The sequence below is a fragment of the Paeniglutamicibacter psychrophenolicus genome (assembly GCF_017876575.1).
GTDB lineage: Bacteria > Actinomycetota > Actinomycetes > Actinomycetales > Micrococcaceae > Paeniglutamicibacter > Paeniglutamicibacter psychrophenolicus.
Genome location: NZ_JAGIOE010000001.1, coordinates 3,810,891 through 3,834,504, shown reverse-complemented (window position 1 = coordinate 3,834,504; position 23,614 = coordinate 3,810,891). Strand labels below are relative to the sequence as shown.

Below are 23,614 nucleotides of genomic sequence, written 5' to 3'. Positions count from 1 at the left end.
GATCGTTCCCTACTGTCGCACCAGTGCCGCCCATATGGCCATGATGGCACCGCAATCACCCAAAGTCAGTAGTAGCGCCGGGGATGTGTTTCCGGACCGATGCAGCGTGCGATCCATGCAACCAATGTGGGGCGGAGAGGATCCTTCGAATGCTACCTTGGTGGCATGCGGAGGTGGCGTGGGGTCGGGCTGGGCGTGATCATCATGGTGGCTGCGGCACTCGCGGGGTGTTCGACATCGGCCGTGGAGAGCCGGCTTGATCAGTACGAGGACCGCGCCGAGGAGATCCATGAGGGGATGCTCGCGCACGTGCCGAGGAACGGCGCATTCGAGGTCCGCATGACCTCCCGGCCGCAGTTCGGCGAGCCCGAATTGTTGCGCGGTCCGGAGCGCGACACCGCCTTCTGGACGACCTGGTCGACCGTCGTGGTGGCCACCGGGACGACCCCGGCCGAGGCGGCCGACGCGGTCGGCACCTCCCTCCTGGACCAGCGCTGGACGGCGGAGCCGACGGTCGACCAGGGCGGATCGATGCCATTTGTCACGGTCTACCGTCTCGCCGATCCGGACGGCGAGTGGATCGTGCAGATCCTGCGGCCCGCCGCCGACGACGATCGCCGGATTTCCCTGTCGGTCCAGAGCCCGCTCACCGTCCGCGGCGCCGCGTCGGTGCCAGGGTGACGGCCCGCCTCGGCCGAGCAGCCCACTGGCGCTCGAAACACAGGACTGCCCTCGCCCGAATGTCCGGCGCCGGGTCGCAAGATGCGTCAGCGGGGAATCAGGGGGAACGGGTCAAGCGTTTCCCCGGGGGAGGGTGACCGGTCGACGGCGTCGCCGTGCTGATCACGACACCGGCATTTCCCCCAAGCACGGGCCCGATGGCATCGGGGGCCCGCCCGCCATCAGCCCCAAAGTCGAGGCGGGCAACCCCGGAGCGCTGCCCTGCGAGCGGCTCGGGGTCGTCCCGGCCGAAGGGTATTTCGACGTGGGCGCCCCGGTCACCAGCCTCTGACATGATTCCCTCGCATCGTCAGCGCAGGTCCAGACGCATCAGCACGCGCGGAAACCCGCCCACAACCGAGCCGGTGTCGGCGGCCTTAGCGAATCTCGCCCGTCCGAAAAGGGCACGGGTGCCGACATTCGCGGAGGTGCGATCTGCCTTGCCGCCTTGGTTGTCCAGCGGGTATCCCTCGATTGCCGGGGCGCCGTATCCCTGGGCGAATTCCACCGCCCCGGCAAGTAGAGCGTGGGAAATGCCCTGGCCGCGGTGCTCGGCCCGCACCCGGATGCACCACACCGACCAGACATCGAGCTCATCGACGTGAGGGATCGTGCGGCTGCGCGCCAGCGCCGTGTCGGCCCGCGGGTGCACACCCGCCCAGCCCACCACGTCCGAGCCGTCGTAGGCGAGCACCCCGGGCGGCGGGTCCTGCGCGCAGAGCCCCCGCACGATATCCGCACCGTGCCTCGCTGGCCGGACGCAGGGATGCGCCCGTGGTTCAGGATCGCGAACGCAGAGCGTCGTAAAGTGGCTGGATGACTGGACTTGCATGGGGCGGCTACCCCAATGCCAGGGACCTGGGTGGGTTGCCGACATCGCTTGCCGGTGGCGGAGCGACAATTCCGGGGCGGCTCGCACGAGGTCCGCGCCGTGAACGCCTGGATGAAGAGGGCTGGAACGCGGCTCGGCAATGGGGGCTGGCCACGATCGTGGACCTGCGCTGTGACTACGAGACCGGAGCCCAAACCACGGACCCGGTGGTTCCAGCCGAGGCGCTCGCCGGGATCACGATCCGGCACGTGCCGACCGAGGACCACGAAGACCCCGCGTTCCGGGAGACGTGTTTCCCGATCCTGGATTCCCCCGAATACTGGAGCCACAACTGGCGCCTGCAGCCGCACCTGGTGCGGGCGGCACTCGAGCCATTGCCACAGCCACCCCGGGCGTGCTGGTCCACTGCAGTGCGGGGCGGGACCGCACCGGGATGATCTCCGCCTTGCTTCTGGGCAACGCCGGGGTGGATCCCATGCTCGTCGCCGCCGACTACGCCGCCTCCGTCCGTGCCATGGCCGGTGTCGCGAACCATTCACCCACGATCGACCAGCAGGCCGAATGGACCCGAAACACGGTCGATTCCTGGTTGGTGGACAAGCTCCCGATGTTGAGAGAGGTTGCCGGGGGAGTCCAGGAAATCTTCGATGTGCTGGGGGTGGACACGGCGACGCGGGAATCTTTGCGCTCGCTGCTGGTTGACCCGTAGCGGCTCGATTACGATTCCAACGACCGGGGCGCGCGTGCTGCGAACCGGCGTCGAGAAGCTCGGCGAAACACGGTGGGCGATTGGCCGCCGGAGGCCCGGCAACTGGTGGCTGTGACCGATCGCGTCGTACGGTCCGATGTTCGGCCCGCAGCCCGACCGTAGCCGCGGCCCGGTTCAGCCTTTGAACGGTCCGTCGCCGAGCAGCTCGACGGCGGGGAGATGCTCATCCGGGGCGTCGAACGTCATGTAGTCCACCGAATGCAGGAGTCCGTCCACCGACCAGAGGTTCAGGTGGCCCAGGGCGGATTCTCCATCGTGGACCTCCACGGTCGAAAACGGCCCGCCCGATCGCTTGGGGATTCTTGGAAGATCCAGGTCCTCGGGCACAACGACAAGGAAGCATTCGCAGTCATCGAATTCCAGACCGCCCCAGCGGGCGTGGGCCAGCTGCCGGCGGGCCTCGATGGTTCCGTGCCAAGTGCCCGAGCACAGGAGCTCCAGCAGGGCACGTTCATGGGTGCTCAGCGGATCACCGGGTACCCGGCGGGAATCGTGGTTCATTGCATCTGGTGCCTCGGTCGTGGATCTCATCACGGCTTATCTTGCCAGAAGGCCTTGCCGTCTGCCGCTGGGTCCCTCATCAACAATCGCGGGGCGGTGCTACGTGGCGCGTCCCAGCGTCCGCGACACCGAATGCACCAGCGCCTCGAGCGGGCCGCGCCGGCCCAGGAACTTGAAGACCAGCCCGGCCAGCAGGCAAGCGACCGCGTAGATGATGAACAGGCTGGTGCGGGGCAGCGGGGCGGAAACATCGCTGAACAGGTCCAGGCCCACCAGGTGCGCCGAATACAGCGTGAGCGTTGCCGCCCCGGCACCGGTCAGCGGCCACAACAGCATCTCGCCGACCGAGCCAAGCAGCGCGGTGAATGCCAGGCACACCAATTGCACCGCGCCCAGCACCGCCAGTGCGCAGCCAACCACATGCAGCACATCCAGCGGTGCGCCGGTGTGCGGTGCGGACACGGCCAGGAACCAGGGCGTGTCCAAGGCCCCGCCCAGCCGCTGGCCCGTCACCATCGCCACCGAGAATTCATTTCGTCCCAGGTCCGTGGCCTTGGCCAACGAAGCCATGGCTCCGGGCTGGGCCAGCAGCCACGCGGAAAGCGCCTTGGCACCCACCGCCAGCACGGCCCCGGCGGCCCCGATGGCCAGCGCCACCGGCGGGCGGGCCAATCCAAGGCGCCCCACGCACAGCCCGGCCAGGATGAAGCCGAACCACACGATCACCGGGTAGTAGCCGGTGACCAGCACATCGGCGGCGAACACCGCCGGGGTGAGCAGGTCTTCCGGCAGCGGGGAGGCGCCCAGCCGGAAGGGCTCGAGCACCCCGGAAAGCCAGGGGCGCAGCAGGTACAGCGCCAAGGGGGAGAGCAACAGCCAGCCGGCGGCCCAGAAGCCCAGCGTCCTGGCCCGCATGTTCAAAAACGGGATCGCGCAGGCGAAGAGCACCCCGTAGTGCACCAGGATCACCGCCACGTTGGTGTCCAGGATCCCCAGGCCCAGGCCGATCACGAAGATCAGCACCGCCCGCACGGCCACGCTCCTCCTGACCCCGGCCAGCTTCGGTGCGCCGATCTTCGCCGCGCCGCCGGACAGCAGTGCGAGCCCGACCCCGGCCAGCACCACAAAGAGGGCCGAGGCCCGCCCGGAAAACAGCGTGGCGGCCCACGAGGGTGCCGCTGCGCCCTCGGCCGAGATGATCCGCAGCGGCATGATGTGCACCGCAACCATCCCCAGCAGCGCCAGGCCGCGCGCCGCATCGACACCCGCGATCCGGGTGCGCGCACCGCGCCCGGAGGCCGAATGGGCGCGTGCGGCGGCGCCCGGGGTGGAGAATTGCGTCATAGTTACAGCCTAAACGCATGCGTCGAATCAAACCTTGAAGGGTCCAAAGGGTAATCTAGTAGTCATGGCTGAAACTGCGTTGCATACCCCGGGCAAGAACTACACCTTCGGAACGGTGCTCACCGCGATGGTGACTCCCTTCAAGGAAAACGGGGAGGTCGACTACGAGTCGGCCGCGAAGCTGGCCACCAAGCTTGTCGACGACGGCTGCGACGGGCTGGTCGTCACCGGCACCACCGGGGAAACCTCCACGCTGACCGACGAGGAAAACCTCGGCATGTTCAAGGCCGTGAAGGACGCCGTCGGGGACCGCTGCAAGGTCATTGCCGGCACCGGCACCAACGACACCGCCCACTCGATCCAGCTGTCCAAGCGCGCCGCCGAAATCGGCGTCGACGGACTTTTGATCGTCACCCCGTACTACAACAAGCCCTCGCAGGCCGGCATCCAGGCCCACTTCGAGGCCATCGCCTCGGCCACCGAGCTGCCGGTGATGCTCTACGACATCCCGGGCCGCGCCGGAATTGCGATTGCCCCCGAAACCATCATTGCGCTGTCCAAGCACCCGAAGATCGTGGCGCTGAAGGACGCGAAAGCCGACTACCAGTCCACCACCACCGTCCTGGCGAACACCGATCTGGACGTGTACTCGGGCGACGACGGACTGACCCTGCCGCTGATGGCGGCCGGAGCGGTCGGCGTGGTCTCGGTGACCGCGCACGTGGCAGCGGCCAAGTACCGCATCCTGGTTGACGCGATGCTCGCCGGGGACCTGGCCACCGCACGTGCCGCCCACTTCGAGCTGGACCCGATCCAGCGCGCGGTGATGAGCCACGTCCAGGGCGCCGTCGCGGCAAAACACATTCTTAACTGGCAGGGAGTCCTGCCGAACACCGTGGTCCGGCTGCCGCTTGTGGCACCGTCGGAAACGGAACTCGAAACCATCCGCACCGATTTGCGCGAGGGCGGATGGGAGATCTAGAAAGGTAACTCATTCATGACCGATTCCTCTTCAGTGGTCACCGATACGGTGCTCCACAACCTTCCGCCCAAGCTCAAGCCGGGCACCTTGCGCATCGTGCCGCTCGGTGGCCTGGGCGAGATCGGGCGGAACATGGCCGTCTTCGAAATCGACGGCAAGCTGCTGATCGTCGACTGCGGACTGCTCTTCCCCGAGGAGCACCAGCCGGGCGTGGACGTCATCCTGCCCGATTTCAGCTACATCAAGGACCGCCTCGATGACGTCGTCGGCCTCGTGCTCACGCACGGCCACGAGGACCACATCGGTGCCGTACCGTACCTTCTGCGCCTGCGCGGGGACATCCCGCTGATCGGCTCGCGACTGACCCTCGCGCTGATCTCGGCCAAGCTGGAGGAGCACCGCATCAAGCCGGTGCTGCGCCAGGTCGTCGAGGGCGACGTGGAGACCTTCGGCCCGTTCGAGACCGAATTCATTGCCGTCAACCACTCGATCCCGGACGCGCTTGCCGTGTTCATCCGCACGGATGCAGGCAACGTACTGCACACCGGCGACTTCAAGATGGACCAGCTGCCGCTGGACGGCCGCATCACCGACCTGCGCCACTTCGCCCGCCTGGCAGACGAGGGCGTTGACCTGTTCATGCCCGACTCCACCAACGCGGACGTCCCGGGCTTCACCACCGCCGAGAAGGAAATCGGCCCGGTGCTCGAGGCCCTCTTCGGCCGTGCGCGCAAGCGCATCATCGTCGCCTCGTTCTCCTCGCACATGCACCGCGTGCAGCAGGTCATCGACGCCGCCCAGGTGCACGGCCGCAAGGTCGCCTTCATCGGCCGCTCCATGGTGCGCAACATGACCATCGCCGAGAAGCTTGGCTACCTGCACATCCCCGCCGGGATCCTGGTGGACATGAAGAACGTCGACAAGCTGCCGGACAACAAGATCGTGCTGATGTCCACCGGTTCGCAGGGCGAGCCGATGGCCGCGCTCTCGCGCATGGCCACCGGCGACCACCGCATCCAGGTCGGCCCGGGCGACACCGTCATCCTGGCCTCCTCGCTGATCCCGGGCAACGAAAACTCGGTGTTCCGCGTGATCAACGGCCTGATGCGCCTGGGCGCCGACGTGATCCACAAGGGCATGGCCAAGATCCACGTTTCGGGCCACGCCTCGGCCGGCGAGCTGCTGTACTGCTACAACATCCTGCAGCCGCTGAACGTCATGCCGGTGCACGGCGAGACCCGCCACCTGATCGCCAACGCCCGCCTGGCCGCCCAGTCCGGCGTGCCGGCGGAGAACGTGCTGCTCACCGAGGACGGCTCGGTCGTTGACCTCAAGGACGGCGTGGCCAAGCTCGTGGGCCAGGTCGACTGCGGGTTCGTGTACGTGGACGGCTCCAAGGTCGGCACCATCACCGACGAAGACCTCAAGGACCGCGTCACGCTGGCCGAAGAGGGCTTCATCTCGATCATCTCGGTGATCAACCGCCAGACCGGCAAGCTGATCTCCGGACCCGAGATCCACGCCCGCGGCGTGGCCGAGGACGACAACGTCTTTGACGAGATCAAGCCGAAGATCGCCGAAGCCATCGAGGACGCGGTGCGCAACAACCCGACGCACACCACGGCCCAGCTGCAGCAGATCGTCCGCCGGGTCATCGGTTCGTGGGTGTCGCGCAAGCTGCGCCGCAAGCCCATGATCGTCCCGGTCGTGCTCGAGGCCTAAGCCCTGGGCAAGGAATCCCCAGCCACCGCAAGGTGGCTGGGGATTCCTTGGTTTAAGCGGTGCTTGGCGTCCTGCCCTTGAGCACGCCCGGACTCCCGGTCGGCCTGCGTGGAGGCGGCCGCGTCCATGGCTTTGCAGGCCAACGAATTGCACCCGAGACCCCGGCTGCCGGCGCGCCATGACATATCCGGGCCAACTGCCCGTACGGTCGCCTCCTCAAGGACGATGTCCTCTTCCTCCTGCGGCCCCTTCGAATGGGACGTGGCGTGTGGGGTGGTGTCTTCGCGGGTGTCGCCATCGCCGGTTCGCTGCCTGTGCCCGATGGGGAACCGCGTGACGCGGGCAAGCCATCTCGGCAACCGCGGCTGACCTGCGGGAACCTGGGCGAGAGTCCTTGTCTTCGTCTTGACAATTGATAATGATTCTCATTAGTGTTTGGGGGGTGCTGGCCGGAAGTGTCCCCGGCGACTAAGCGTCGCAACCCTGGCCACCGAACATGGAGTAGTAATCAATGAGAAAAATCAATCCCTGGATGGTTGTCATGCCCGCCGTCATATTGGCGGTCGCAACTGCCTGCAGTGCCCCCGCCGGCTCGGCAATCAGCGCCCCGACTGACGCGACAGCCGGTCCGATCAAGCTGGACAGCTGCGGCCGGGAGGTCGTGTTCGACTCGCCACCGCAGCGGGTGCTCGCGGTCGGATCGGAGGCGCCGGCGCTGCTGGTTGCCGCCGGTGCGGGCGACAAGCTGACGCACTACGCGGGCAGCCTGGAAGTGCCCTTCGACGCGGCGACGAAGGCCGTGGTCGATGCGGCCGAACGTGTTACCGAAGACTCGCACGACGTCTCCTACGAGATGATCCTCGGGTCGGGAGCCGACGTTGTCATCGGCACCGACATCGCGGCGGGGGTTGACCTCGATTCCCTCGCGGACCGCCTCAACCAGGCCGGGGTGCAGATGCTGACGGTGAGCGGCTACTGCGCCGGTTTCGAGGGACGCTCCACCGGCGGCTTGAGCGGATTCGACCAGATCTACCGGGACGTCGAGTCCTACGGCCGCCTGTTCGGGACCCAGCAGGTGGCAGCCGGAGCCGTCCAGGACATGCGGGACCGCGTCGCGGCGGCAGCGGATCGCATCGACGAGGGGGCGGGGCAACGCGCGCTCTCCCTGTACGTGCCGACCGCCGGCACCCTGGGGTCCTACGGGCACGAGTCGCTGGTCTCGGAGCAGATGTCACTGCTGGGCCTGGAGAACGTGTTCAGCAAGGTGCCCAAGCGCTACTTCGAACCGTCCACGGAGGAGCTGGTCGCCAGCGCGGCCGACAAGGTCTTCGCGATGTACCTGCCCACCGGATCCTCGGCGATGGAAACCGACCGGGACGTGCTCGAAGAGCTACGCGAGAGGCCCGAGCTCGATGGCCTTGAGGCGGTCAACGACGACGCGGCCGTGGTGCCGCTGAACTACTACTATTCCTCGCCCGGTCCGCTGGCCGTTGACGGGGTGGAACTGCTCGCCGAAAAGCTGGCCACCCCTTGAGCCAGCCGACGCAGCTGCGCCGGCCCGCGCGCCCCGCCGGACGGCCGCGCGCACAGGCGGTGCCCGCACCGGGCCGGCCGCGCCACGCCATGTCCGGGGGCTCCACCGAGGTCGACTTCGTCAAGCTGAGCCCGACCTGCAACACCACCCTGCTGGTGACCAGCAGGCACCCGGAGTGGCACTACCGCGCCATCGCCGACCAGCTGCTGCGCGCCGAGCATGTGCACGCCGAGCAGGTCGGGTTCGTCCTGCCCCCGGAATCGCCCGAGGCACAGGCGCGCCTGCACATGGCGGGGGACGAGTTCTGCGCCAACGCCACCATGGCGCTGGCCGCGCTCCACACCGCCACGCTGAGCTTGGAGGGCCCCGTCGAGCTCCGGCTGGAGGCCTCGGGGGCCGCGGACCTGCTGGACTGCCGTGTCGAACGCCATGGCTCGGGCTACCGCTGCGAGCTGGCCGGTCCGCTGCCGATCCGGATCGATCCGCACCCGTTCCCGGGCGCCCCCTCGGGTGCCGCCATGGTGCGGTATGCGGATGCGGTGCACCTGGTCATCGAGTGCTCCGGGCACGATGCGGTGCTGCGCGAGCGCGCCGAGCAGGTGGCCGTGCAGCTGGGGAACAGCGAAGACGTGTCCGTGGTCGGGGTGATGCTCTACGACCCGGTGCGTGGCGAGCTGGCTCCGCTGGTCAACGTCCCCGCACTGGGCAGCCTGGTGTGGGAGGGAAGCTGCGGCTCGGGAACCGCCTCGCTCGGGGCCTACCTGGCCGCGAAGGCCCAGGCACCGGTGTCCGCCGCCGTGCGCCAGCCCGGCGGCACCATGTACGTCCACGCCGACTACGGCTCCGGAAAAGTGACCGGGCTGCGGGTCACCGGGCAGGTTGCCATCGTGGCCGAAGGGACGGCATACATCCATGGCTGAACCGGCAATCGACACTTCGGCGCCGCTTGGCGGAACCGCCCAGGGCCTGCCGGGCACGCTGCGTGGCTACCTGCGCCGCTTTGCCTCGGCCGCCAACGGGTACGACGGCTCGACCCGGCACGCCGGCGAGCTCGAAGAGCTGCTGGCCGACTACTCGCGCTTCGTCACCGACCCGGGCAACGAGGCCTCCTTTGCGCAACTCGCCGCGGCGCCCGGCACGGCCGAGCTGGTGGACGGGCTGCGCACGCAGTCGGCGCGCTGCGTGGCAGTCATCGAGAAGTACCGCGCGCTGCGCCTGCTGGAGGGTGAATCGGGAGCGGAGGGCTACTTCGCCAATATCGAATCCTGCATCGTCGAGGAATTCGGGGCCGTCGCACCGACCAAGGACTCGAAGCTGCTGCTCGTCGGCTCGGGATCCTTCCCGATGACGCTGCTGAACGTCGCCGCGCGCACAGGGGCGTCCACGCTCGGGATCGACATCGATGCCGAGTCCATTGCGCTCGGGCGCCGGGTCGTGGCCCTGTTGGGCGAAGGCCTGGACATCGGGCTGGAGGGGACCGCGATCCACGAGCTGGACTTCATTTCCGCGGCCACCCACATCGTGTTCAGCTCCACGGTGCCGGTGAAATACGAGTTGTTGCACCAGGTGCATGGGTTGACCCGCGAGGACGTCGTGGTGGCCATGCGCTTCGGGGACGGGCTGAAATCGCTGTTCAACTACCCGATGCAGGAGGTCGACCCGGCGCGCTGGCGCCTGGCCGACACCATCCGCCGGCCCGACCAGGTGTTCGATATCGCGCTGTACATGAAGCAGCGCCCGACAAGAAAAGACGTTTAGCAGATGGACGAATTGGGAAACATCCTCATTGCCGGGACCGGCCCGGTGGCGGTGCAAAGCGCCGTGCTGCTCGGGCGGCTGCCCGGGGAACTGGGCATCGCGGGGCGCGAGTCCGGGCGTTCCGCGGCGTTCTTCGCCGCGTTGGAGGCCAACGCCGGCACCGTCCGGGCCGAGGTGCAGAACGCCGGCCACGCCGCGCTGGCGGGGGAGTGCCGGATCGAGCAGCGATTCCGCGGATACGGATCCGTGGCCGGGAGGTGGGACACCCTGGTGCTCACGGTCACCGCGGACGCCTACCTCCCGGTGCTGCGCCAGCTGGCGGGCGAGGTGCTCCGCGGTTTCGAGCGCATCGTGCTGCTCTCGCCCACCCTGGGCTCCGGGTCCCTGGTGCGCGAGTACGCCAGGGCGCAGGGAGCGGATCCCGAGGTCGTCAGCTTCTCCAGCTACCTGGGCGACACCCGCTGGCCGGAGGGCACCCCGGGCGCCTCGGTGCTGACCGCCGGGGCCAAGGCCCGCATCTACGCCGGGTCAAGCCGCGGCGCCTCGCCCGGTCTCCGGCGGCTGCGCGCGGTGCATGAAGCGGCGGGCACCGAGCTGCAGATCCTCGGCCTGCCGGCGGAGGCCGAGGCACGGAACATCTCCCTGTACGTGCATCCGGCGCTGTTCATGAACGAGGTCGCGCTGCGCGCCGTGTTCGCCGCGGGGCAGCCGCCGCGGTACGTCTACAAGCTCTACCCCGAGGGGCCCGTCACCCCGTTGATGATCCACACCATGGTCGAGCAGTGGCGGGAGCTTTCTGCCATCGTCGCCGCGCTGGGCGGGAGGGGAGTCAACCTGCTGTCCTTCATGCTCCACGACGGCTACCCGGTGCACCCGCAGAGCATCGACCCGGCCGACGTGGCCGCGTTCGAGCAGCTGCCGGCCATCCACCAGGAGTACCTCGTCTACGTGCGCTACGCCTCGCTGCTGGTGGACCCCTTCTCCGAACCAAGCGCGGACGGGAGGTACTTCGACTTCTCGGCCATCCCCATCCGGCCGATCTTCCGCAACGACTCGGGCCACTGGGACGTGCCGCGGATGCCGAAGGAAGACTACTACCGCACCAAGATCATCCAGGGCGTGGCCCGGCACCTGGAGGTTCCCTGCCCGACGATCGATGACCTGTTGGACGCCTACGAGGACGCGCTCACGCAGGCGGCCCAGGGGCTTGCCGGCCAGCCGCGCTCCGCGGCCTTTACCGTGCAGGACTTCGGCGAGGACCTGGGCATGATCCGCGCCGGGATCGGGTGTGCGGCATGAGCCAGGCCGAAGCGGACACCACCGAAAAGCTGCTCGGCGAACGGCTGATCATCGCCGAGATCTGGCCGGCGTTGCTGGCCTCGGCCGTGGGCCTGTTGCCCTTCACCGTGCTGAGCACCTTCCTGGTGCCGATCGCCGACTGGGCCGGGGCCGGCTATGCAGAGGTCGGCTCCCTGCGCGGGCTGGCAGGGGTCGGCGCGGTGCTCACCGGCGTCGCGCTGGCCCCGCTGATCGGGCGCATCGCCCCGGGCCGCGTGGCCGCCGCCGCCCTCGTGCTGCTGGGCATCGCCGCGGTGCTCGGGACCTTCTCCGGGCTGGCCGCGCTGGCGGCCTTCTGCCTGGCCACCGGCGTGGCCAACGCGCTGCTCTACCCGGCGCTGTCCACCGCCGCCGCGGACCGCTTCGGGACCACTCCCGCCGCGGGCCGTGCCGCCACCCTGGTCATGACCGCCCAGACCCTGGCCTCCACCGTGGGGGCGCCGCTGCTGGTGCTGCCGGCACTGTGGTGGGGCTGGCAGGGCAATCTCATCGCGATCGCCGTGCTCTCCCTCGCGCTGGCGCCCGCATTGGTGCGCTACGGCCGCGCCAACCCCGGCGCGGGAGAGCCGGCCCCGCGGCTGGGATACCTGGCCGCATTCCGCACGCTGGCGGCCATCCCCGGGGCGCGGGCCCTGCTGCTGGTCTCCTTCGGGCGGGCCGGCGCGCTGATGGGGCACTTGGCCTTCCTCGCCCCGTTGTATGCGGACAGGTTCCAGCTCTCCACCGGCTGGTTCGCCTTCGTCTGGTCCCTGAGCGGAGGATCCTTCTTCCTCGGGCACCTGCTCGCCGGGCGGATGCTGAACGCCGAGGACTCCGAGGGGCGCACCCGGGCCGTGATGGCCATTGCCCTGGGCACCGGCCTGCTGGCCCTGCTCGGGGTGTACCTTTCCCCGGTGCTGCCGCTGGCGATGCTGGGCACCGCGGTGCTCTCGGCCAGCCACGCGGTGGTTTCCGCAGCGGTGATGACCCTGCTGGTGCGCCGCTGCGGGCAGGTGCGCGGCACCGCGCTGAGCCTGAACGCCGCCGGCATGTCCCTGGGGTTGTTCCTCGGTGCGGGGGCCGCCGGGGCGGCGCTGGGCGCGGCGGGCTACCTGGCCGCGGCCGCGGTGCTCGGCGGATTCACCCTGCTTGCCCTCGGTGCCGCGCTCACCCTGCGCACCGCAACCGACGACCACTCCATGAAGAGGCCCTGATGACCCAGCTGGACCCCGCGCTCCGCGAACCGCGCAGCGCACCACCACCACCACCACCACCACGCCCCCCGGCGCCGCTGGTCTTCTCCGGCGACGACCTGGAGCACGACCAACGCACCCGGCACACCGCACTGTGGCTCGCCGGCCTGCTGGCCGCGCTGCTGATCACCCTGCCGGTGGCCGTGGGCCTCGGGCCGGTGGACATCGAAGCGGGCACGGTGCTCCGGATCCTCCGCCAGCACCTGTCCGGCGGCCAGCCGACGGGCAGCTGGACCGACGCCGAGGAATCGATCGTGCTGCTGCTGCGGGTGCCCCGGGTGCTGCTGGGCGCCGCCGTCGGCGCCGGCCTGGCGCTGGCCGGGGTGGCCCTGCAGGCCCTGACGCGCAACATCCTGGCCGAACCCTACCTGCTGGGCGTGACCTCAGGGGCCTCGACCCTGTCGGCGGCCTCGATCCTCTTCGGGGCCTCGGCCGGCATCGGCTCGGCCTCGCTGGCCGGCAGCGCCTTCGCCGGGGCGCTGGCCGCCGGGATCGCGGTCTTCCTGCTCGCCCGGGTCGGTTCGCAGATGACCTCCACCCGGCTGGTGCTCGCCGGGGTGTCCGTGGGCTACGTGCTGCACGCGCTCACCTCGCTGCTGATCTTCGCCTCCGACGACCCCAACGCGGGCCGCTCGGTGCTCTTCTGGACGCTCGGCTCGCTGACCCAGGCCACCGGACAGTCCGCGCTGGTCACCTGGGCGGTGGTGGCGGGAACCACCGCGCTGCTGCTGCTCTGGTCCCGCCCGCTGGACGCGCTGGCCATCGGCGATTCCACGGCCCAAACGATGGGGATCTCCCCGGCGAAGCTGCGCGCGGCGGTGATGGTGGTGACCGCGCTCTGCGTGGGCGCGCTGGTCGCGGCCTCCGGCGGCATCGGATTCGTCGGGCTGGTCATCCCGCACATCGCGCGGCTGTGCGTGGGCTCCACGCACCGCAAGCTGCTGCCGGTGGCGGCGCTCCTCGGCGGGATCTTCCTGGTCTGGGCCGACGTGCTCGCCCGGACGGCCCTGGCCCCGCAGGAGCTGCCGCTGGGCATCGTCACCGCCCTGCTCGGTGCCCCGCTGCTCTTCGTGCTGGTGCGCAAGCTGAACCCGACCCAATGACAACCAACCGCCCAAGGGGGCCCAAATCATGATCACAGCCACCGATGTTTCCGTCGGCTACGGCGGGAACCTGGTAGTCAAATCCGTCGGGCTGCACGCCGGGCCGGGGGAGGTCGTCGGGCTGATCGGCCCGAACGGCAGCGGCAAGTCCACCTTCCTGCGCACCCTGTACGCGGCCCTGCGCCCGCGGGCCGGGCTGGTCGTCCTCGACGAACAGCCGATCACGCAATTGCGCGGCACCGAGCTGGCCCGGCGGGTGGCCGTCGTCGCCCAGGAAACGCCCACCGACCTGCCGGTGACCGTCGCGGACATGGTGCTGCTCGGCCGCGCCCCGCACCGCAAGGCGTTGGCCGCCTTCACCCGCGAGGACCACCGCACGGTGGCCGCCGCGCTGTCCCGGGTCGGCGCCCGGGATCTGGCCGACCGTCGCTACTCCACGCTCTCGGGAGGGGAGAAGCAGCGCGTGCTGGTGGCCCGCACGCTGGCACAGCAGGCGGACCACCTGCTGCTGGATGAACCGACCAACCACCTGGACATCCGCTACCAGCACGAGCTGCTGCGCATGGTCGGGCAGCTGGGGGTCACGACCGTGGTCGTGCTGCACGACCTGAACCTGGCCGCGCGCTACTGCACGAAGCTGGTCATGCTTCAGGATGGCCGGGCGGTGGCGACCGGAACGCCCGAGGAGGTGCTGACCCCCGAGATGCTGCTGCGGGTGTACGGGATCCACGTCGAACCGGTTTCCGTGCGCGGCGCCCTGCAGCTGGTCTTCAGCATGGCCGATGAGCCGGCCATGGCGCCGGCGGGGGCTGCCGGCTGATCGACCGGCTGCCCCGCCGCGGCATCCGGGGCAGCCATCCGCCACCGATCTGCGCCCGGCCGCCGGCAGTGCTTCCTCGCCGGGGGCCTGCCGGCGGCTTTCCTGCCGTTGCCCGCACGGGCTGTGACGATTCTCCAGCGCCCCGGTTCCCCGTCGAACCGTGTAAATTCAGGGTTCGGGCGCCCTTGGGCGATACCCTAGAGCCATGGCCCCACGTACTTCCTCGCAAGGCGAGAGGAAAACGACCACGCGCAAACCGCGTGCCTCGAACTCCTCGTCCAAGACGACCAGAAACTCCAAGAGCACGCCCGCAGCGATCGAACACGATTTCCCGCTGCCGGTGCGCATGGTGCGTTCGGCCTGGATGGGCATCGCGCGTGTCACCGGCGGGGCCTTCCGCAAGATCGGCCGCGACGTGCACCCGGACTACGAGGTGCGCCGCGACGGAACCGGGCTCTTCCTGGTCATCATCGCCATCGTCATTGCCTCCGTGGAATGGTGGGGGCTGCGCGGGGTCGGCTGGTACGGCGGCTTCGTGCACGCCGTGGCCGGGGGAACCTTCGGGTTCATGGCCGCGCTCATGCCGCCGATCCTGCTCATCGGCGCCATCCGGCTCTTCCGCTGGCCCGAGGAACACCGCGCCAACAACCGCGTGGGCATCGGCCTGGCCCTCGGTTCCCTGGCCGGGTCCGGGATCTCCCACGTGGTCGGGGGACTTCCTCCGGTCTCGGCACCTTTCGATGTCCTCTGGGGCGCCGGGGGAGTGCTTGGGGCGCTGGCCACCGTCCCGCTGGCCGGGCTGATATCCGCACCCGGGGCGCTGACGGTGATGATCGCACTGGCCCTGTTGAGCCTGATGATCCTCACCGCCACCCCCTTCAGGCACATCCCCGCACGCTTCCGCGAGGGCTACGAGAAGCTCATGGGCCAGGCCCCCGAGGCCGGCTCCAGCAAGGGCGTGGACCTGGGCGCCGAGGACCACGACCAGTCCTACCTCTACGAGGAACAGGCCGCGGCGAAGAAGCCACGCAAGAAGATGCGGCTCTTCGGCAAGGACCGCGACGAGGCGGCCATCGCCGCCGAGGACCTCTTGGGCAACACCGGAGAGGGCGCCTACGACACCGCGGTCATCACCGACGACCACGGCGCACCCGTGGACCCGATGGACTTCTACGCCGACGAGGCCGATGCCGAACCGGCCATCCGCCCCGGGGTGCGCCGCCCCACCAAGGACGAGCGCGAACGCGCAGCCATCATGGAATCCGTGGGCCTGGGCACCGAGCCCGAGGCCGACACCCAGGCCATGAGCGCCATCGACCTGACCAGCTACGACAACGACGCCACCGGCGCGATCGAGCAGGTCCCCTCGCGCCCCGCGGCGGCCCCGCTGCCGCCGATCCCGGCGCGCACCGAACAGCTCCAGCTCTCCGGGGACGTCACCTACACGCTGCCGGCCTCCGACTTCCTGCCCGCCGGCCCGCCATCCAAGGAACGCTCCGAGGCCAACGACGCGGTCGTCGCGGCACTGACCGACACCCTGGACCAGTTCAAGGTCGACGCGAAGGTCACCGGGTTCTCCCGCGGCCCGACAGTCACCCGCTACGAGATCGAACTGGCCCCCGGCACCAAGGTCGAGCGCGTCACCGCCCTGTCCAAGAACATCTCCTACGCCGTGGCCTCCTCGGACGTGCGCATCCTCTCCCCGATCCCGGGCAAGTCCGCGATCGGCATCGAGATCCCCAACGCCGACAAGGAAATCGTCGTGCTGGGCGACGTGCTGCGCAGCCACAATGCGCGGAAGACCGACCACCCGATGGTCATGGGCGTGGGCAAGGACGTCGAGGGCGGCTTCGTCGTGGCCAACCTGGCCAAGATGCCGCACCTCTTGGTGGCGGGTGCCACCGGCGCGGGCAAGTCCTCGTTCGTGAACTCGATGATCACCTCGATCCTGATGCGCGCCACCCCCGACGAGGTCCGCATGGTCATGGTCGACCCCAAGCGCGTGGAACTCACGGCCTACGAGGGCGTCCCGCACCTGATCACCCCGATCATCACCAACCCGAAGAAGGCCGCCGAGGCCCTGCAGTGGGTGGTCAAGGAGATGGACACCCGCTACGACGACCTGGCGAACTTCGGGTACAAGCACATCGACGACTTCAACAAGGCGGTGCGCAACGGCAAGGCCGTCCCGCCCGAGGGCTCCAAGCGCGTCATGAAGCCCTACCCGTACCTCTTGGTCATCGTCGATGAGCTCGCCGACCTGATGATGGTCGCCCCGCGCGACGTCGAGGACTCCATTGTCCGCATCACCCAGCTGGCCCGTGCCGCAGGCATCCACCTGGTGCTTGCCACCCAGCGCCCGTCCGTGGACGTGGTCACCGGCCTGATCAAGGCCAACGTGCCCTCGCGCATGGCGTTCGCGACCTCCTCGGTCACCGACTCCCGCGTGGTGCTCGACCAGCCCGGCGCCGAAAAGCTGCTGGGCCAGGGTGACGCGCTGTTCCTGCCCATGGGTACCTCCAAGCCCATGCGCGTGCAGGGTGCCTGGGTCACCGAATCCGAGATCCAATCCGTGGTCGAACACGTCAAGGGGCAGCTGAAGGCCGAATACCGCCACGACGTTGCAGTCGAGGCGCCCAAGAAGCAGATCGACGATGACATCGGCGACGATTTGGAGCTGCTGCTGCAGGCCACCGAGCTCGTGGTCACGACGCAGTTCGGCTCCACCTCGATGCTCCAGCGCAAGCTGCGCGTGGGCTTCGCCAAGGCCGGCCGGCTCATGGACCTGCTCGAATCCCGCGGCGTGGTGGGACCCTCCGAGGGGTCCAAGGCCCGCGACGTGCTGGTCAAACCCGACGACCTGCCCGAGGTGCTGGCCGCGATGCGCGGGGACGAAACCGGCGCCGGCGACGTGGTCCCGACCGCGACCGAGGCCGCCCTGGCGGAGAACGCCAACGCCAACCACTACGGCACCGACCTGGTCGCCGAGGACCTCGACGGCTTCGAACAGGCGGTTGACTACCACGACGGCGCGGACGACGAGGGGTCGGAAGACGCCTGGAACCTTACCGGCAGGTAGCCTAGAAGCGTGACTGAAACCCCAGCGAACCCGACACCTGCCCACGTGCCGACCCTGAACATCGCCAATGTGCTCACCACCCTGCGCATCGTCATGGTCCCGTTCTTCATCTGGGCCCTGGTGGCCGACGACAAGGAATACGGCCTCATGCGCTGGGTGGCCGTGGCCCTGTTCGCGGTGGCCATGTACACCGACAAGCTGGACGGGGACCTGGCCCGCAGCCGCGGGCTGATCACCAACTTCGGCAAGATCGCCGACCCGATCGCCGACAAGCTGCTCACCGGCTCGGCCCTGGTGATGTTCTCCGTCCTGGCCGAGCTGCCCTGGTGGATCACCATCGTGATCCTGGTGCGCGAATGGGGCATCACGGCCGTGCGCTTCGTGGTCATCCGCTACGGCGTTATGGCCGCATCGCGCGGCGGCAAGCTCAAGACAGTGCTGCAGGCCGCGGCGATCCTGCTCTACCTGCTGCCCTGGACCCACATGTTTGGCTGGCTGCACCTGGTGGCGTTCATCGTGATGCTGCTGGCCCTGGCCATCACCGTCGTCACCGGGCTGGACTACCTGCTCAAGGCCTGGCAGCTGCGTGCCGCCTCCGTCGGCGGCACACAGAAGTAGGAACGCTTTTTGCCCCCTGCCGATTCACCACTCCACCATGCGCAAAGGAGCTTGACATGACACCCCCGCCGGAACCGCTGGAACTGCAAGCGCTGGCCCGCACCGTGGTTGCCACGGCCAAGGCCCGGGGAATGACCCTGGCCACCGCCGAGTCGCTGACCGCCGGCATGATAGCCGCCACCCTCGCCGAAGTGCCGGGGGCCTCTGCCGCGCTGGCCGGCGGCGTGGTCAGCTACTCCAGTGCGGTGAAGGCCAACGTCCTGGGCGTGGAGGCGACGCTGCTGGCGGAGCGGGGCTCGGTGGACGGGGAAGTGGCCCGGCAAATGGCCCAGGGCGCACGCCGGGTATGCGGGGCGGACGTGGCGGTCTCGGCCACGGGGGTCGCGGGCCCCGAGGCCCACGACGGCAAACCCGTGGGGACGGTGTTCCTGGGGTGGGCCTCCGGGAGCGGCAGCGGATTCACCGAGCACCACTTCACCGGGGACAGGGCGCAGATCCGCACCCTGAGCACGGTCTCCGCACTTGAACTGCTTTCTTCCCACCTTTCGCCCAGCAGCCACACAGCTTGATGGGGGATGGTTGCTATGAATCGTTTTATGACTCGATTACGGAACGATTCACGGTTGTTGTGGAAAAACACCCGCAGCAATGGCTAAGGTGGGGGCGTGGGAACAAAAAACGACCCCCGGCAGTTGTAACCCATGACGGGCACAAAAAAGTGGCCCGCACCGATCGCCCCACAAGGCATTAGGACCGGAGAACAAAAGGCAATGCACATGGTCAAGCAACCAGTATCGGTAAACGGTGTGGTCCGTTGGCGTGATGTGGGCCTACAGAGCGAGGTCCGCCGAGACAAAGAGGAGCGCAAGATGGTAGTCCTTCGACATGAAATCGGTGACGTCCTTCGTGACGTTCGTCAACGCCAGGGTCGCACCTTGCGCGAAGTCTCCCACAGCGCCCGCGTCTCCCTTGGATACCTTTCCGAGGTCGAACGTGGACAAAAGGAAGCCTCATCCGAGCTTCTCTCCTCGATCTGTGGCGCCCTCGAGGTGCCGCTTTCACTGATGCTTCGCGAGGTCAGCGACCGCGTGGCCATCGCCGAAGGCATCACCATTCCGGATACGGTCCCCGTGGACCTGACCAGCGAATTCGCTGGTGACTATCCGGTTGAACTCGGCAAGCGCCTGGCACCGAGCCACTAACCCCACGACATCCGGATCCAGTGTTTCACCTGGCATCCGCATCATCGGCCCCCGTGCCGGCATTCAAGGTCTTGCGATCTTCGAAGCCGGGCGGGGGCCTTTTGCTTAAAGCCCCCAGGAACCCGTGGCACAATTGCGAGGGTGCGATTGAGTGATTTCTGGCGTCTGATGGACGACGAGTTCGGTGCGGGCTATTCCCGCACATTGGCCACTTCCCTGGTGCTGGCCGAGGTCGGCGGCGTCACCGCCGCCGATGCGCTGGGCAAGGGGGTCGCCCCCAAGAAGGTCTGGCAGGCCGTGTGCAGGATCCAGGACGTGCCGCCCGAGCGCTGGCTGGGACGCGACGTCGCTCCCAGGGAATCCTAGGGAAATTTCGCCACACGCACCGAATCCGTTCGAATATCTGTTCGGAAGAGTGTATTGTTCATAATGAAGATTCGTTCGGCGTCTGTCGTGGGTTATGCACAGTGCGAACGCCCGAAATCCAAAGTGTCGGCCCCGGGTCGTACGCTCAGGAACAGACATAGAGCAACGGTCCCATGGGGCCCCAACAACCGAGGTGAACAATGGCCATTGGTAAAGATCGCGAGAAGGCACTCGAAGCCGCTCTTGCACAGATCGACAAGCAGTACGGCAAGGGCTCGGTCATGCGACTGGGCGACAAGACCGTAGCGCCCATTGCAGCCATCCCCACCGGTTCGGTGGCACTGGACATCGCGCTGGGCATTGGCGGGCTTCCGCGTGGCCGCGTGGTGGAGATCTACGGTCCGGAGTCCTCCGGCAAGACCACCGTCGCCCTGCACGCGGTGGCCAGCGCCCAGCGACTGGGCGGCATTGCCGCCTTCATCGATGCCGAGCACGCGCTGGACCCGGAATACGCGAAGAGGCTGGGCGTCGACACCGACGCGTTGCTGGTCTCGCAGCCGGACACCGGCGAGCAGGCCCTGGAAATCATGGACATGCTTGTGGGCTCCGGCTCCGTGGACATCGTCGTGATCGACTCCGTGGCAGCACTCGTGCCGCGCGCCGAAATCGAAGGCGAAATGGGCGACAGCCACGTTGGCCTGCAGGCCCGTCTGATGAGCCAGGCGCTGCGAAAGATCACCGGACGCCTGTCCCAGACACAGACGACCGCGATCTTCATCAACCAGCTGCGCGAGAAGATCGGCGTGATGTTCGGCAGCCCGGAAACCACCACCGGTGGCAAGGCACTGAAGTTCTACGCATCGATCCGCATCGACGTACGCCGCATCGAAACCTTGAAGGAAGGCACCGTCCCGGTCGGCAACCGCACGCGCGCCAAGATCGTGAAGAACAAGATGGCCCCGCCGTTCAAGCAGGCCGAGTTCGACATCATCTACGGCCTGGGCATCTCGCGCGAAGGCAGCCTCATCGACATCGGCGTGGACCAGGGCTTCGTCAAGAAGTCCGGCGCCTGGTTCACCTACGATGGCGACCAGCTGGGCCAGGGCAAGGAAAACGCGCGGAAGTTCCTGCGTGACAACCCGGATCTCGCCAACGAACTCGAACGCCAGATCCTCGAGAAGCTCGGCATCGGCCAAGCACCCGAGGACAAGGGCGAAGATACGTTGCGCGTGGTCAAGGGGTCCTAACTCCGTGGGCACCACCAAAAACCAGGGCGGTTCGTCCGGCTCCCCTCAGGGAGCCGAACGGCCGCTTTGGTCGTTCCCGGCAGACGGCAATTCGGACTGGGGAGACCCGACCCAGATTCCCGTCTGGGCGCACAGCCAAGCGGCCGCTGTGGCCCCGCCACCCGAGCGGGCCCCCGGGCCGCCCGAAACCAAGCCTGCCTTCGGCGAACGGGCCGGATACGCCGGACGCAGTTCCTCGCGCGGTGCCGGGGGCGCCGGTGCGTGGGGCAGCGGCGGCCGCTCCGCCCGGGCCGGCGCCAAACGCAGCACCCCGAAGGCGCCGCGGACCCGCGAGCGGACGCCGCGGGAACCCAAGGAACCGGTCGAGCTGACCGACGAGCAATACGCGTCCAAGGGTCGCTCCATCCTGCTGCGCCAGCTCACGGCTTCTGCCAAGAGCCGCGCCCAGCTGAAGACCAAGCTCCTGGAAAAGGAGATCCCCGAGCACATCGCGGAGGAACTGCTCGAGAGGTTCGAGGAGATCGAGCTCGTTGACGACGAGGCCTTCGCCGAGAGCTGGGTCCGTTCCCGGGCCCGCAGCCGCGGCCTGGCACGCTCGGCGATCAAGCGCGAGCTGCGGGAGAAGGGCATTGAGGGCGAGCTGGCCGAAAGCGCGCTGGAACAGATCGACGACGAATCCGAGGAAGAAACCGCCCGCGACCTCGTGGAACGCAAGCTGCGGGCGCCGTCGATGGGGGTCGACCGGGAGAAAAGCGTGCGTCGGCTCGTGGGCATGCTGGCCCGGAAAGGCTACTCGCCGTCCGTCGCGTTCCGCATCGTCAACACCGCCTGGGATGAACGCTTCGGTCCCGACGCGGAGCAATAGCACCGGGAGCCGACTTGTTCGGCCCCCGGCAGGGGCGATTGGGTACCCTTGAGGGGTGACTGCGAGCATTTCAATTTCCCATGAGCAAGATTCAGCCGTATCGACACGGACCTACGAGGTGCGGACCTACGGATGCCAGATGAATGTCCACGATTCCGAGCGGCTGGCCGGCCTGCTGGAGGCCAGCGGGCTGTCCAGACAGGAAGCCGGTGAGGAGATTGCCGATGTCGTGGTCTTCAATACCTGCGCGGTTCGGGAAAACGCCGACAACAAGCTCTACGGAAACCTCGGCATGCTCGCGCATATCAAGGAAAATCGCCCCGAGATGCAAATCGCCGTCGGCGGCTGCCTGGCCCAGAAGGACCGCGAAACGATCCTGAAGAAGGCCCCCTGGGTCGACGTGGTCTTCGGAACCCACAACGTCGGCTCCCTGCCGGCATTGCTGGAACGCGCCCGCCACAACAACGAGGCCCAGCTGGAGATCCTCGAATCCCTGGAGGTCTTCCCCTCCACGCTTCCCACCAAGCGGGACTCGGTGCACTCGGGATGGGTGTCGATCTCCGTGGGCTGCAACAACACCTGCACCTTCTGCATCGTCCCCGCCCTGCGAGGCAAGGAGCGCGACCGCCGCCCCGGGGAAATCCTGGCCGAGATCGAGGCACTGGTCGCCGACGGCGTCATCGAGGTGACCTTGCTGGGGCAGAACGTCAACTCCTACGGCGTGGAATTCGGGGACCGCTTGGCCTTCGGGAAGCTGTTGCGCGCCTGCGGGCAGATCGAGGGACTGGAACGCGTGCGCTTCACCAGCCCGCACCCCGCCGCCTTCACCGACGACGTCATCGAGGCCATGGCCGAAACCCCCAACGTCATGCCGCAGCTGCACATGCCGCTGCAATCCGGCTCGGACAAGATCCTCAAGGACATGCGCCGCTCCTACCGGTCCAAGAAGTTCCTGGGCATCCTGGAGAAGGTCCGGACCTTGATCCCGGACGCCTCGATCACCACCGACATCATCGTGGGCTTCCCCGGGGAATCCGAGGAGGATTTCCAGGGAACCCTGGATGTGGTCGAGGCCTCGCGCTTCGCCAGCGCTTTCACGTTCCAGTACTCCAAGCGCCCCGGCACCCCCGCGGCCGAGTTGCCCGACCAGCTGCCCAAGGCCGTGGTGCAGGAACGCTTTGAGCGCCTCACGGCCCTGCAGGACCGGATCTGTGCGGAGGAAAACGCCAAGCAGGTCGGGCGCACCGTCGAGGTGCTGGTCACAGAGCATGCCGGGCGCAAGTCCACAGAAACGCACCGGCTCAGTGGCCGGTCCACCGACCAGCGCCTCGTGCACTTCTCCGTCCCCGCCGGAGGGGAAATCCCGCGCCCCGGCGACCTGGTCACCGTTCCGGTGACAGGATCGGCTGCCTTCCACCTGGTCTCGGACCCCGCCACGCTGGCCGAATACTCGGTGCGCCGCTCGCGGGCTGGGGACGCCTGGGACCGCTCGCAGGCCGAATCCTGCGGCACCGGCACCACCGGCACCACCGGCGTCTCGCTGGGCATGCCCGCCCTGCCGGCACGCAAGTAGGCCGCCGAC

23 protein-coding genes are annotated in these 23,614 nt (G+C 68.2%); 20 read left to right on the top strand and 3 right to left on the bottom strand.

Translation table 11 applies throughout. The features are described from left to right. Positions 1–195: 195 nt before the first annotated feature. Positions 196–681: a hypothetical protein gene (locus JOF46_RS17385; RefSeq protein ID WP_209909382.1), complete on the top strand. Its 486-nt coding sequence runs from the start codon at positions 196–198 to the stop codon at positions 679–681. 349 nt (positions 682–1,030) lie between these two features. Here JOF46_RS17385 and JOF46_RS17380 read toward each other — a convergent pair whose 3' ends face one another. Continuing rightward, complete coding sequence (locus JOF46_RS17380; protein WP_209909380.1) at positions 1,031–1,597, bottom strand: GNAT family N-acetyltransferase; 567 nt, start codon at positions 1,595–1,597, stop codon at positions 1,031–1,033. Between JOF46_RS17380 and JOF46_RS22595 the strand changes: the two genes are divergently transcribed. Both JOF46_RS22595 and JOF46_RS22590 read left to right on the top strand, forming a co-directional pair. Next, a complete protein-coding gene (locus JOF46_RS22595) occupies positions 1,537–1,989 on the top strand; it encodes a tyrosine-protein phosphatase (RefSeq protein WP_281070108.1) in 453 nt (150 codons plus the stop codon). The genes JOF46_RS17380 and JOF46_RS22595 overlap by 61 nt on opposite strands. After that, positions 1,947–2,261, top strand: coding sequence for a tyrosine-protein phosphatase (locus JOF46_RS22590; RefSeq protein ID WP_342592493.1), 315 nt, complete (start codon positions 1,947–1,949; stop codon positions 2,259–2,261). The genes JOF46_RS22595 and JOF46_RS22590 overlap by 43 nt, the downstream gene beginning before the upstream one ends. A gap of 174 nt (positions 2,262–2,435) precedes the next feature. Here the strand turns inward: JOF46_RS22590 and JOF46_RS17370 are convergent, their stop codons facing one another. Both JOF46_RS17370 and JOF46_RS17365 read right to left on the bottom strand, forming a co-directional pair. Continuing rightward, positions 2,436–2,852, bottom strand: a complete 417-nt coding sequence (locus JOF46_RS17370) for a hypothetical protein (protein ID WP_209909377.1) — start codon at positions 2,850–2,852, stop codon at positions 2,436–2,438. Between the two features lie 69 nt (positions 2,853–2,921). Next, positions 2,922–4,166, bottom strand: a complete 1,245-nt coding sequence (locus JOF46_RS17365) for a heparan-alpha-glucosaminide N-acetyltransferase domain-containing protein (protein ID WP_209909373.1) — start codon at positions 4,164–4,166, stop codon at positions 2,922–2,924. Positions 4,167–4,230: 64 nt separating this feature from the next. On the opposite strand from JOF46_RS17365, the gene dapA reads away from it, so the two are divergent. The 17 genes from dapA to miaB all read left to right on the top strand — a co-directional run bounded on the left by dapA (position 4,231) and on the right by miaB (position 23,605). Beyond that, positions 4,231–5,148, top strand: coding sequence for a 4-hydroxy-tetrahydrodipicolinate synthase (dapA, locus tag JOF46_RS17360; RefSeq protein ID WP_209909370.1), 918 nt, complete (start codon positions 4,231–4,233; stop codon positions 5,146–5,148). Between the two features lie 15 nt (positions 5,149–5,163). Then, the gene (locus JOF46_RS17355; RefSeq protein WP_209909367.1) at positions 5,164–6,870 is read left to right on the top strand and encodes a ribonuclease J; all 1,707 of its coding nucleotides are present in this window, start codon (positions 5,164–5,166) and stop codon (positions 6,868–6,870) included. A gap of 511 nt (positions 6,871–7,381) precedes the next feature. Then, on the top strand, positions 7,382–8,404 hold the full coding sequence (locus JOF46_RS17350; protein ID WP_209909364.1) for an ABC transporter substrate-binding protein: 1,023 nt from the start codon (positions 7,382–7,384) through the stop codon (positions 8,402–8,404). Beyond that, positions 8,401–9,324: a histidine racemase CntK family protein gene (locus JOF46_RS17345; RefSeq protein ID WP_209909361.1), complete on the top strand. Its 924-nt coding sequence runs from the start codon at positions 8,401–8,403 to the stop codon at positions 9,322–9,324. The genes JOF46_RS17350 and JOF46_RS17345 overlap by 4 nt, the downstream gene beginning before the upstream one ends. Next, positions 9,317–10,162, top strand: coding sequence for an SAM-dependent methyltransferase (locus tag JOF46_RS17340; RefSeq protein ID WP_209909359.1), 846 nt, complete (start codon positions 9,317–9,319; stop codon positions 10,160–10,162). Before JOF46_RS17345 ends, JOF46_RS17340 begins: the two co-directional genes overlap by 8 nt. Positions 10,163–10,165: 3 nt before the next feature. Next, a complete protein-coding gene (locus JOF46_RS17335) occupies positions 10,166–11,461 on the top strand; it encodes an opine metallophore biosynthesis dehydrogenase (RefSeq protein WP_209909356.1) in 1,296 nt (431 codons plus the stop codon). Further along, positions 11,458–12,693, top strand: coding sequence for an MFS transporter (locus JOF46_RS17330; protein WP_209909353.1), 1,236 nt, complete (start codon positions 11,458–11,460; stop codon positions 12,691–12,693). The genes JOF46_RS17335 and JOF46_RS17330 overlap by 4 nt, the downstream gene beginning before the upstream one ends. After that, on the top strand, positions 12,693–13,835 hold the full coding sequence (locus tag JOF46_RS17325) for a FecCD family ABC transporter permease (protein WP_209909350.1): 1,143 nt from the start codon (positions 12,693–12,695) through the stop codon (positions 13,833–13,835). Before JOF46_RS17330 ends, JOF46_RS17325 begins: the two co-directional genes overlap by 1 nt. A 28-nt stretch (positions 13,836–13,863) precedes the next feature. Continuing rightward, on the top strand, positions 13,864–14,655 hold the full coding sequence (locus JOF46_RS17320) for an ABC transporter ATP-binding protein (protein ID WP_209909347.1): 792 nt from the start codon (positions 13,864–13,866) through the stop codon (positions 14,653–14,655). Positions 14,656–14,860: 205 nt separating this feature from the next. Continuing rightward, positions 14,861–17,734 carry an FtsK/SpoIIIE family DNA translocase gene (locus tag JOF46_RS17315; RefSeq protein WP_209909344.1) on the top strand — a complete coding sequence of 958 codons (2,874 nt, stop codon included), beginning with the start codon at positions 14,861–14,863 and terminating at the stop codon, positions 17,732–17,734. Between the two features lie 9 nt (positions 17,735–17,743). Next, positions 17,744–18,352, top strand: a complete 609-nt coding sequence (gene pgsA, locus JOF46_RS17310; RefSeq protein WP_209909341.1) for a CDP-diacylglycerol--glycerol-3-phosphate 3-phosphatidyltransferase — start codon at positions 17,744–17,746, stop codon at positions 18,350–18,352. A 56-nt stretch (positions 18,353–18,408) separates the two neighbouring features. Continuing rightward, the gene (locus JOF46_RS17305) at positions 18,409–18,921 is read left to right on the top strand and encodes a CinA family protein (RefSeq protein WP_209909338.1); all 513 of its coding nucleotides are present in this window, start codon (positions 18,409–18,411) and stop codon (positions 18,919–18,921) included. A gap of 207 nt (positions 18,922–19,128) precedes the next feature. Further along, a complete protein-coding gene (locus tag JOF46_RS17300; protein WP_071215828.1) occupies positions 19,129–19,554 on the top strand; it encodes a helix-turn-helix domain-containing protein in 426 nt (141 codons plus the stop codon). Between the two features lie 141 nt (positions 19,555–19,695). Continuing rightward, positions 19,696–19,920: a DUF3046 domain-containing protein gene (locus JOF46_RS17295; protein ID WP_209909336.1), complete on the top strand. Its 225-nt coding sequence runs from the start codon at positions 19,696–19,698 to the stop codon at positions 19,918–19,920. Between the two features lie 200 nt (positions 19,921–20,120). After that, positions 20,121–21,167, top strand: a complete 1,047-nt coding sequence (gene recA / locus JOF46_RS17290; RefSeq protein ID WP_209909333.1) for a recombinase RecA — start codon at positions 20,121–20,123, stop codon at positions 21,165–21,167. Positions 21,168–21,171: 4 nt separating this feature from the next. Beyond that, complete coding sequence (locus JOF46_RS22775) at positions 21,172–22,032, top strand: regulatory protein RecX (RefSeq protein ID WP_342592492.1); 861 nt, start codon at positions 21,172–21,174, stop codon at positions 22,030–22,032. A 55-nt stretch (positions 22,033–22,087) separates the two neighbouring features. After that, complete coding sequence (gene miaB / locus JOF46_RS17280; protein ID WP_209909331.1) at positions 22,088–23,605, top strand: tRNA (N6-isopentenyl adenosine(37)-C2)-methylthiotransferase MiaB; 1,518 nt, start codon at positions 22,088–22,090, stop codon at positions 23,603–23,605. Positions 23,606–23,614: the final 9 nt, after the last annotated feature.

Excerpts from the sequence above, each read along its gene's own strand:
- JOF46_RS22595 (WP_281070108.1), top strand. The coding sequence starts at position 1,537 with ATGACTGGACTTGCATGGGGCGGCTACCCCAATGCCAGGGACCTGGGT.
- JOF46_RS17380 (WP_209909380.1), bottom strand. The coding sequence starts at position 1,597 with ATGTCGGCAACCCACCCAGGTCCCTGGCATTGGGGTAGCCGCCCCATG.
- JOF46_RS17370 (WP_209909377.1), bottom strand. The coding sequence starts at position 2,852 with ATGAGATCCACGACCGAGGCACCAGATGCAATGAACCACGATTCCCGC.
- JOF46_RS17365 (WP_209909373.1), bottom strand. The coding sequence starts at position 4,166 with ATGACGCAATTCTCCACCCCGGGCGCCGCCGCACGCGCCCATTCGGCC.
- dapA (WP_209909370.1), top strand. The coding sequence starts at position 4,231 with ATGGCTGAAACTGCGTTGCATACCCCGGGCAAGAACTACACCTTCGGA.
- JOF46_RS17355 (WP_209909367.1), top strand. The coding sequence starts at position 5,164 with ATGACCGATTCCTCTTCAGTGGTCACCGATACGGTGCTCCACAACCTT.
- JOF46_RS17350 (WP_209909364.1), top strand. The coding sequence starts at position 7,382 with ATGAGAAAAATCAATCCCTGGATGGTTGTCATGCCCGCCGTCATATTG.
- JOF46_RS17340 (WP_209909359.1), top strand. The coding sequence starts at position 9,317 with ATGGCTGAACCGGCAATCGACACTTCGGCGCCGCTTGGCGGAACCGCC.
- JOF46_RS17335 (WP_209909356.1), top strand. The coding sequence starts at position 10,166 with ATGGACGAATTGGGAAACATCCTCATTGCCGGGACCGGCCCGGTGGCG.
- JOF46_RS17330 (WP_209909353.1), top strand. The coding sequence starts at position 11,458 with ATGAGCCAGGCCGAAGCGGACACCACCGAAAAGCTGCTCGGCGAACGG.
- JOF46_RS17325 (WP_209909350.1), top strand. The coding sequence starts at position 12,693 with ATGACCCAGCTGGACCCCGCGCTCCGCGAACCGCGCAGCGCACCACCA.
- JOF46_RS17320 (WP_209909347.1), top strand. The coding sequence starts at position 13,864 with ATGATCACAGCCACCGATGTTTCCGTCGGCTACGGCGGGAACCTGGTA.
- JOF46_RS17315 (WP_209909344.1), top strand. The coding sequence starts at position 14,861 with ATGGCCCCACGTACTTCCTCGCAAGGCGAGAGGAAAACGACCACGCGC.
- JOF46_RS17305 (WP_209909338.1), top strand. The coding sequence starts at position 18,409 with ATGACACCCCCGCCGGAACCGCTGGAACTGCAAGCGCTGGCCCGCACC.
- JOF46_RS17300 (WP_071215828.1), top strand. The coding sequence starts at position 19,129 with ATGGTCAAGCAACCAGTATCGGTAAACGGTGTGGTCCGTTGGCGTGAT.
- recA (WP_209909333.1), top strand. The coding sequence starts at position 20,121 with ATGGCCATTGGTAAAGATCGCGAGAAGGCACTCGAAGCCGCTCTTGCA.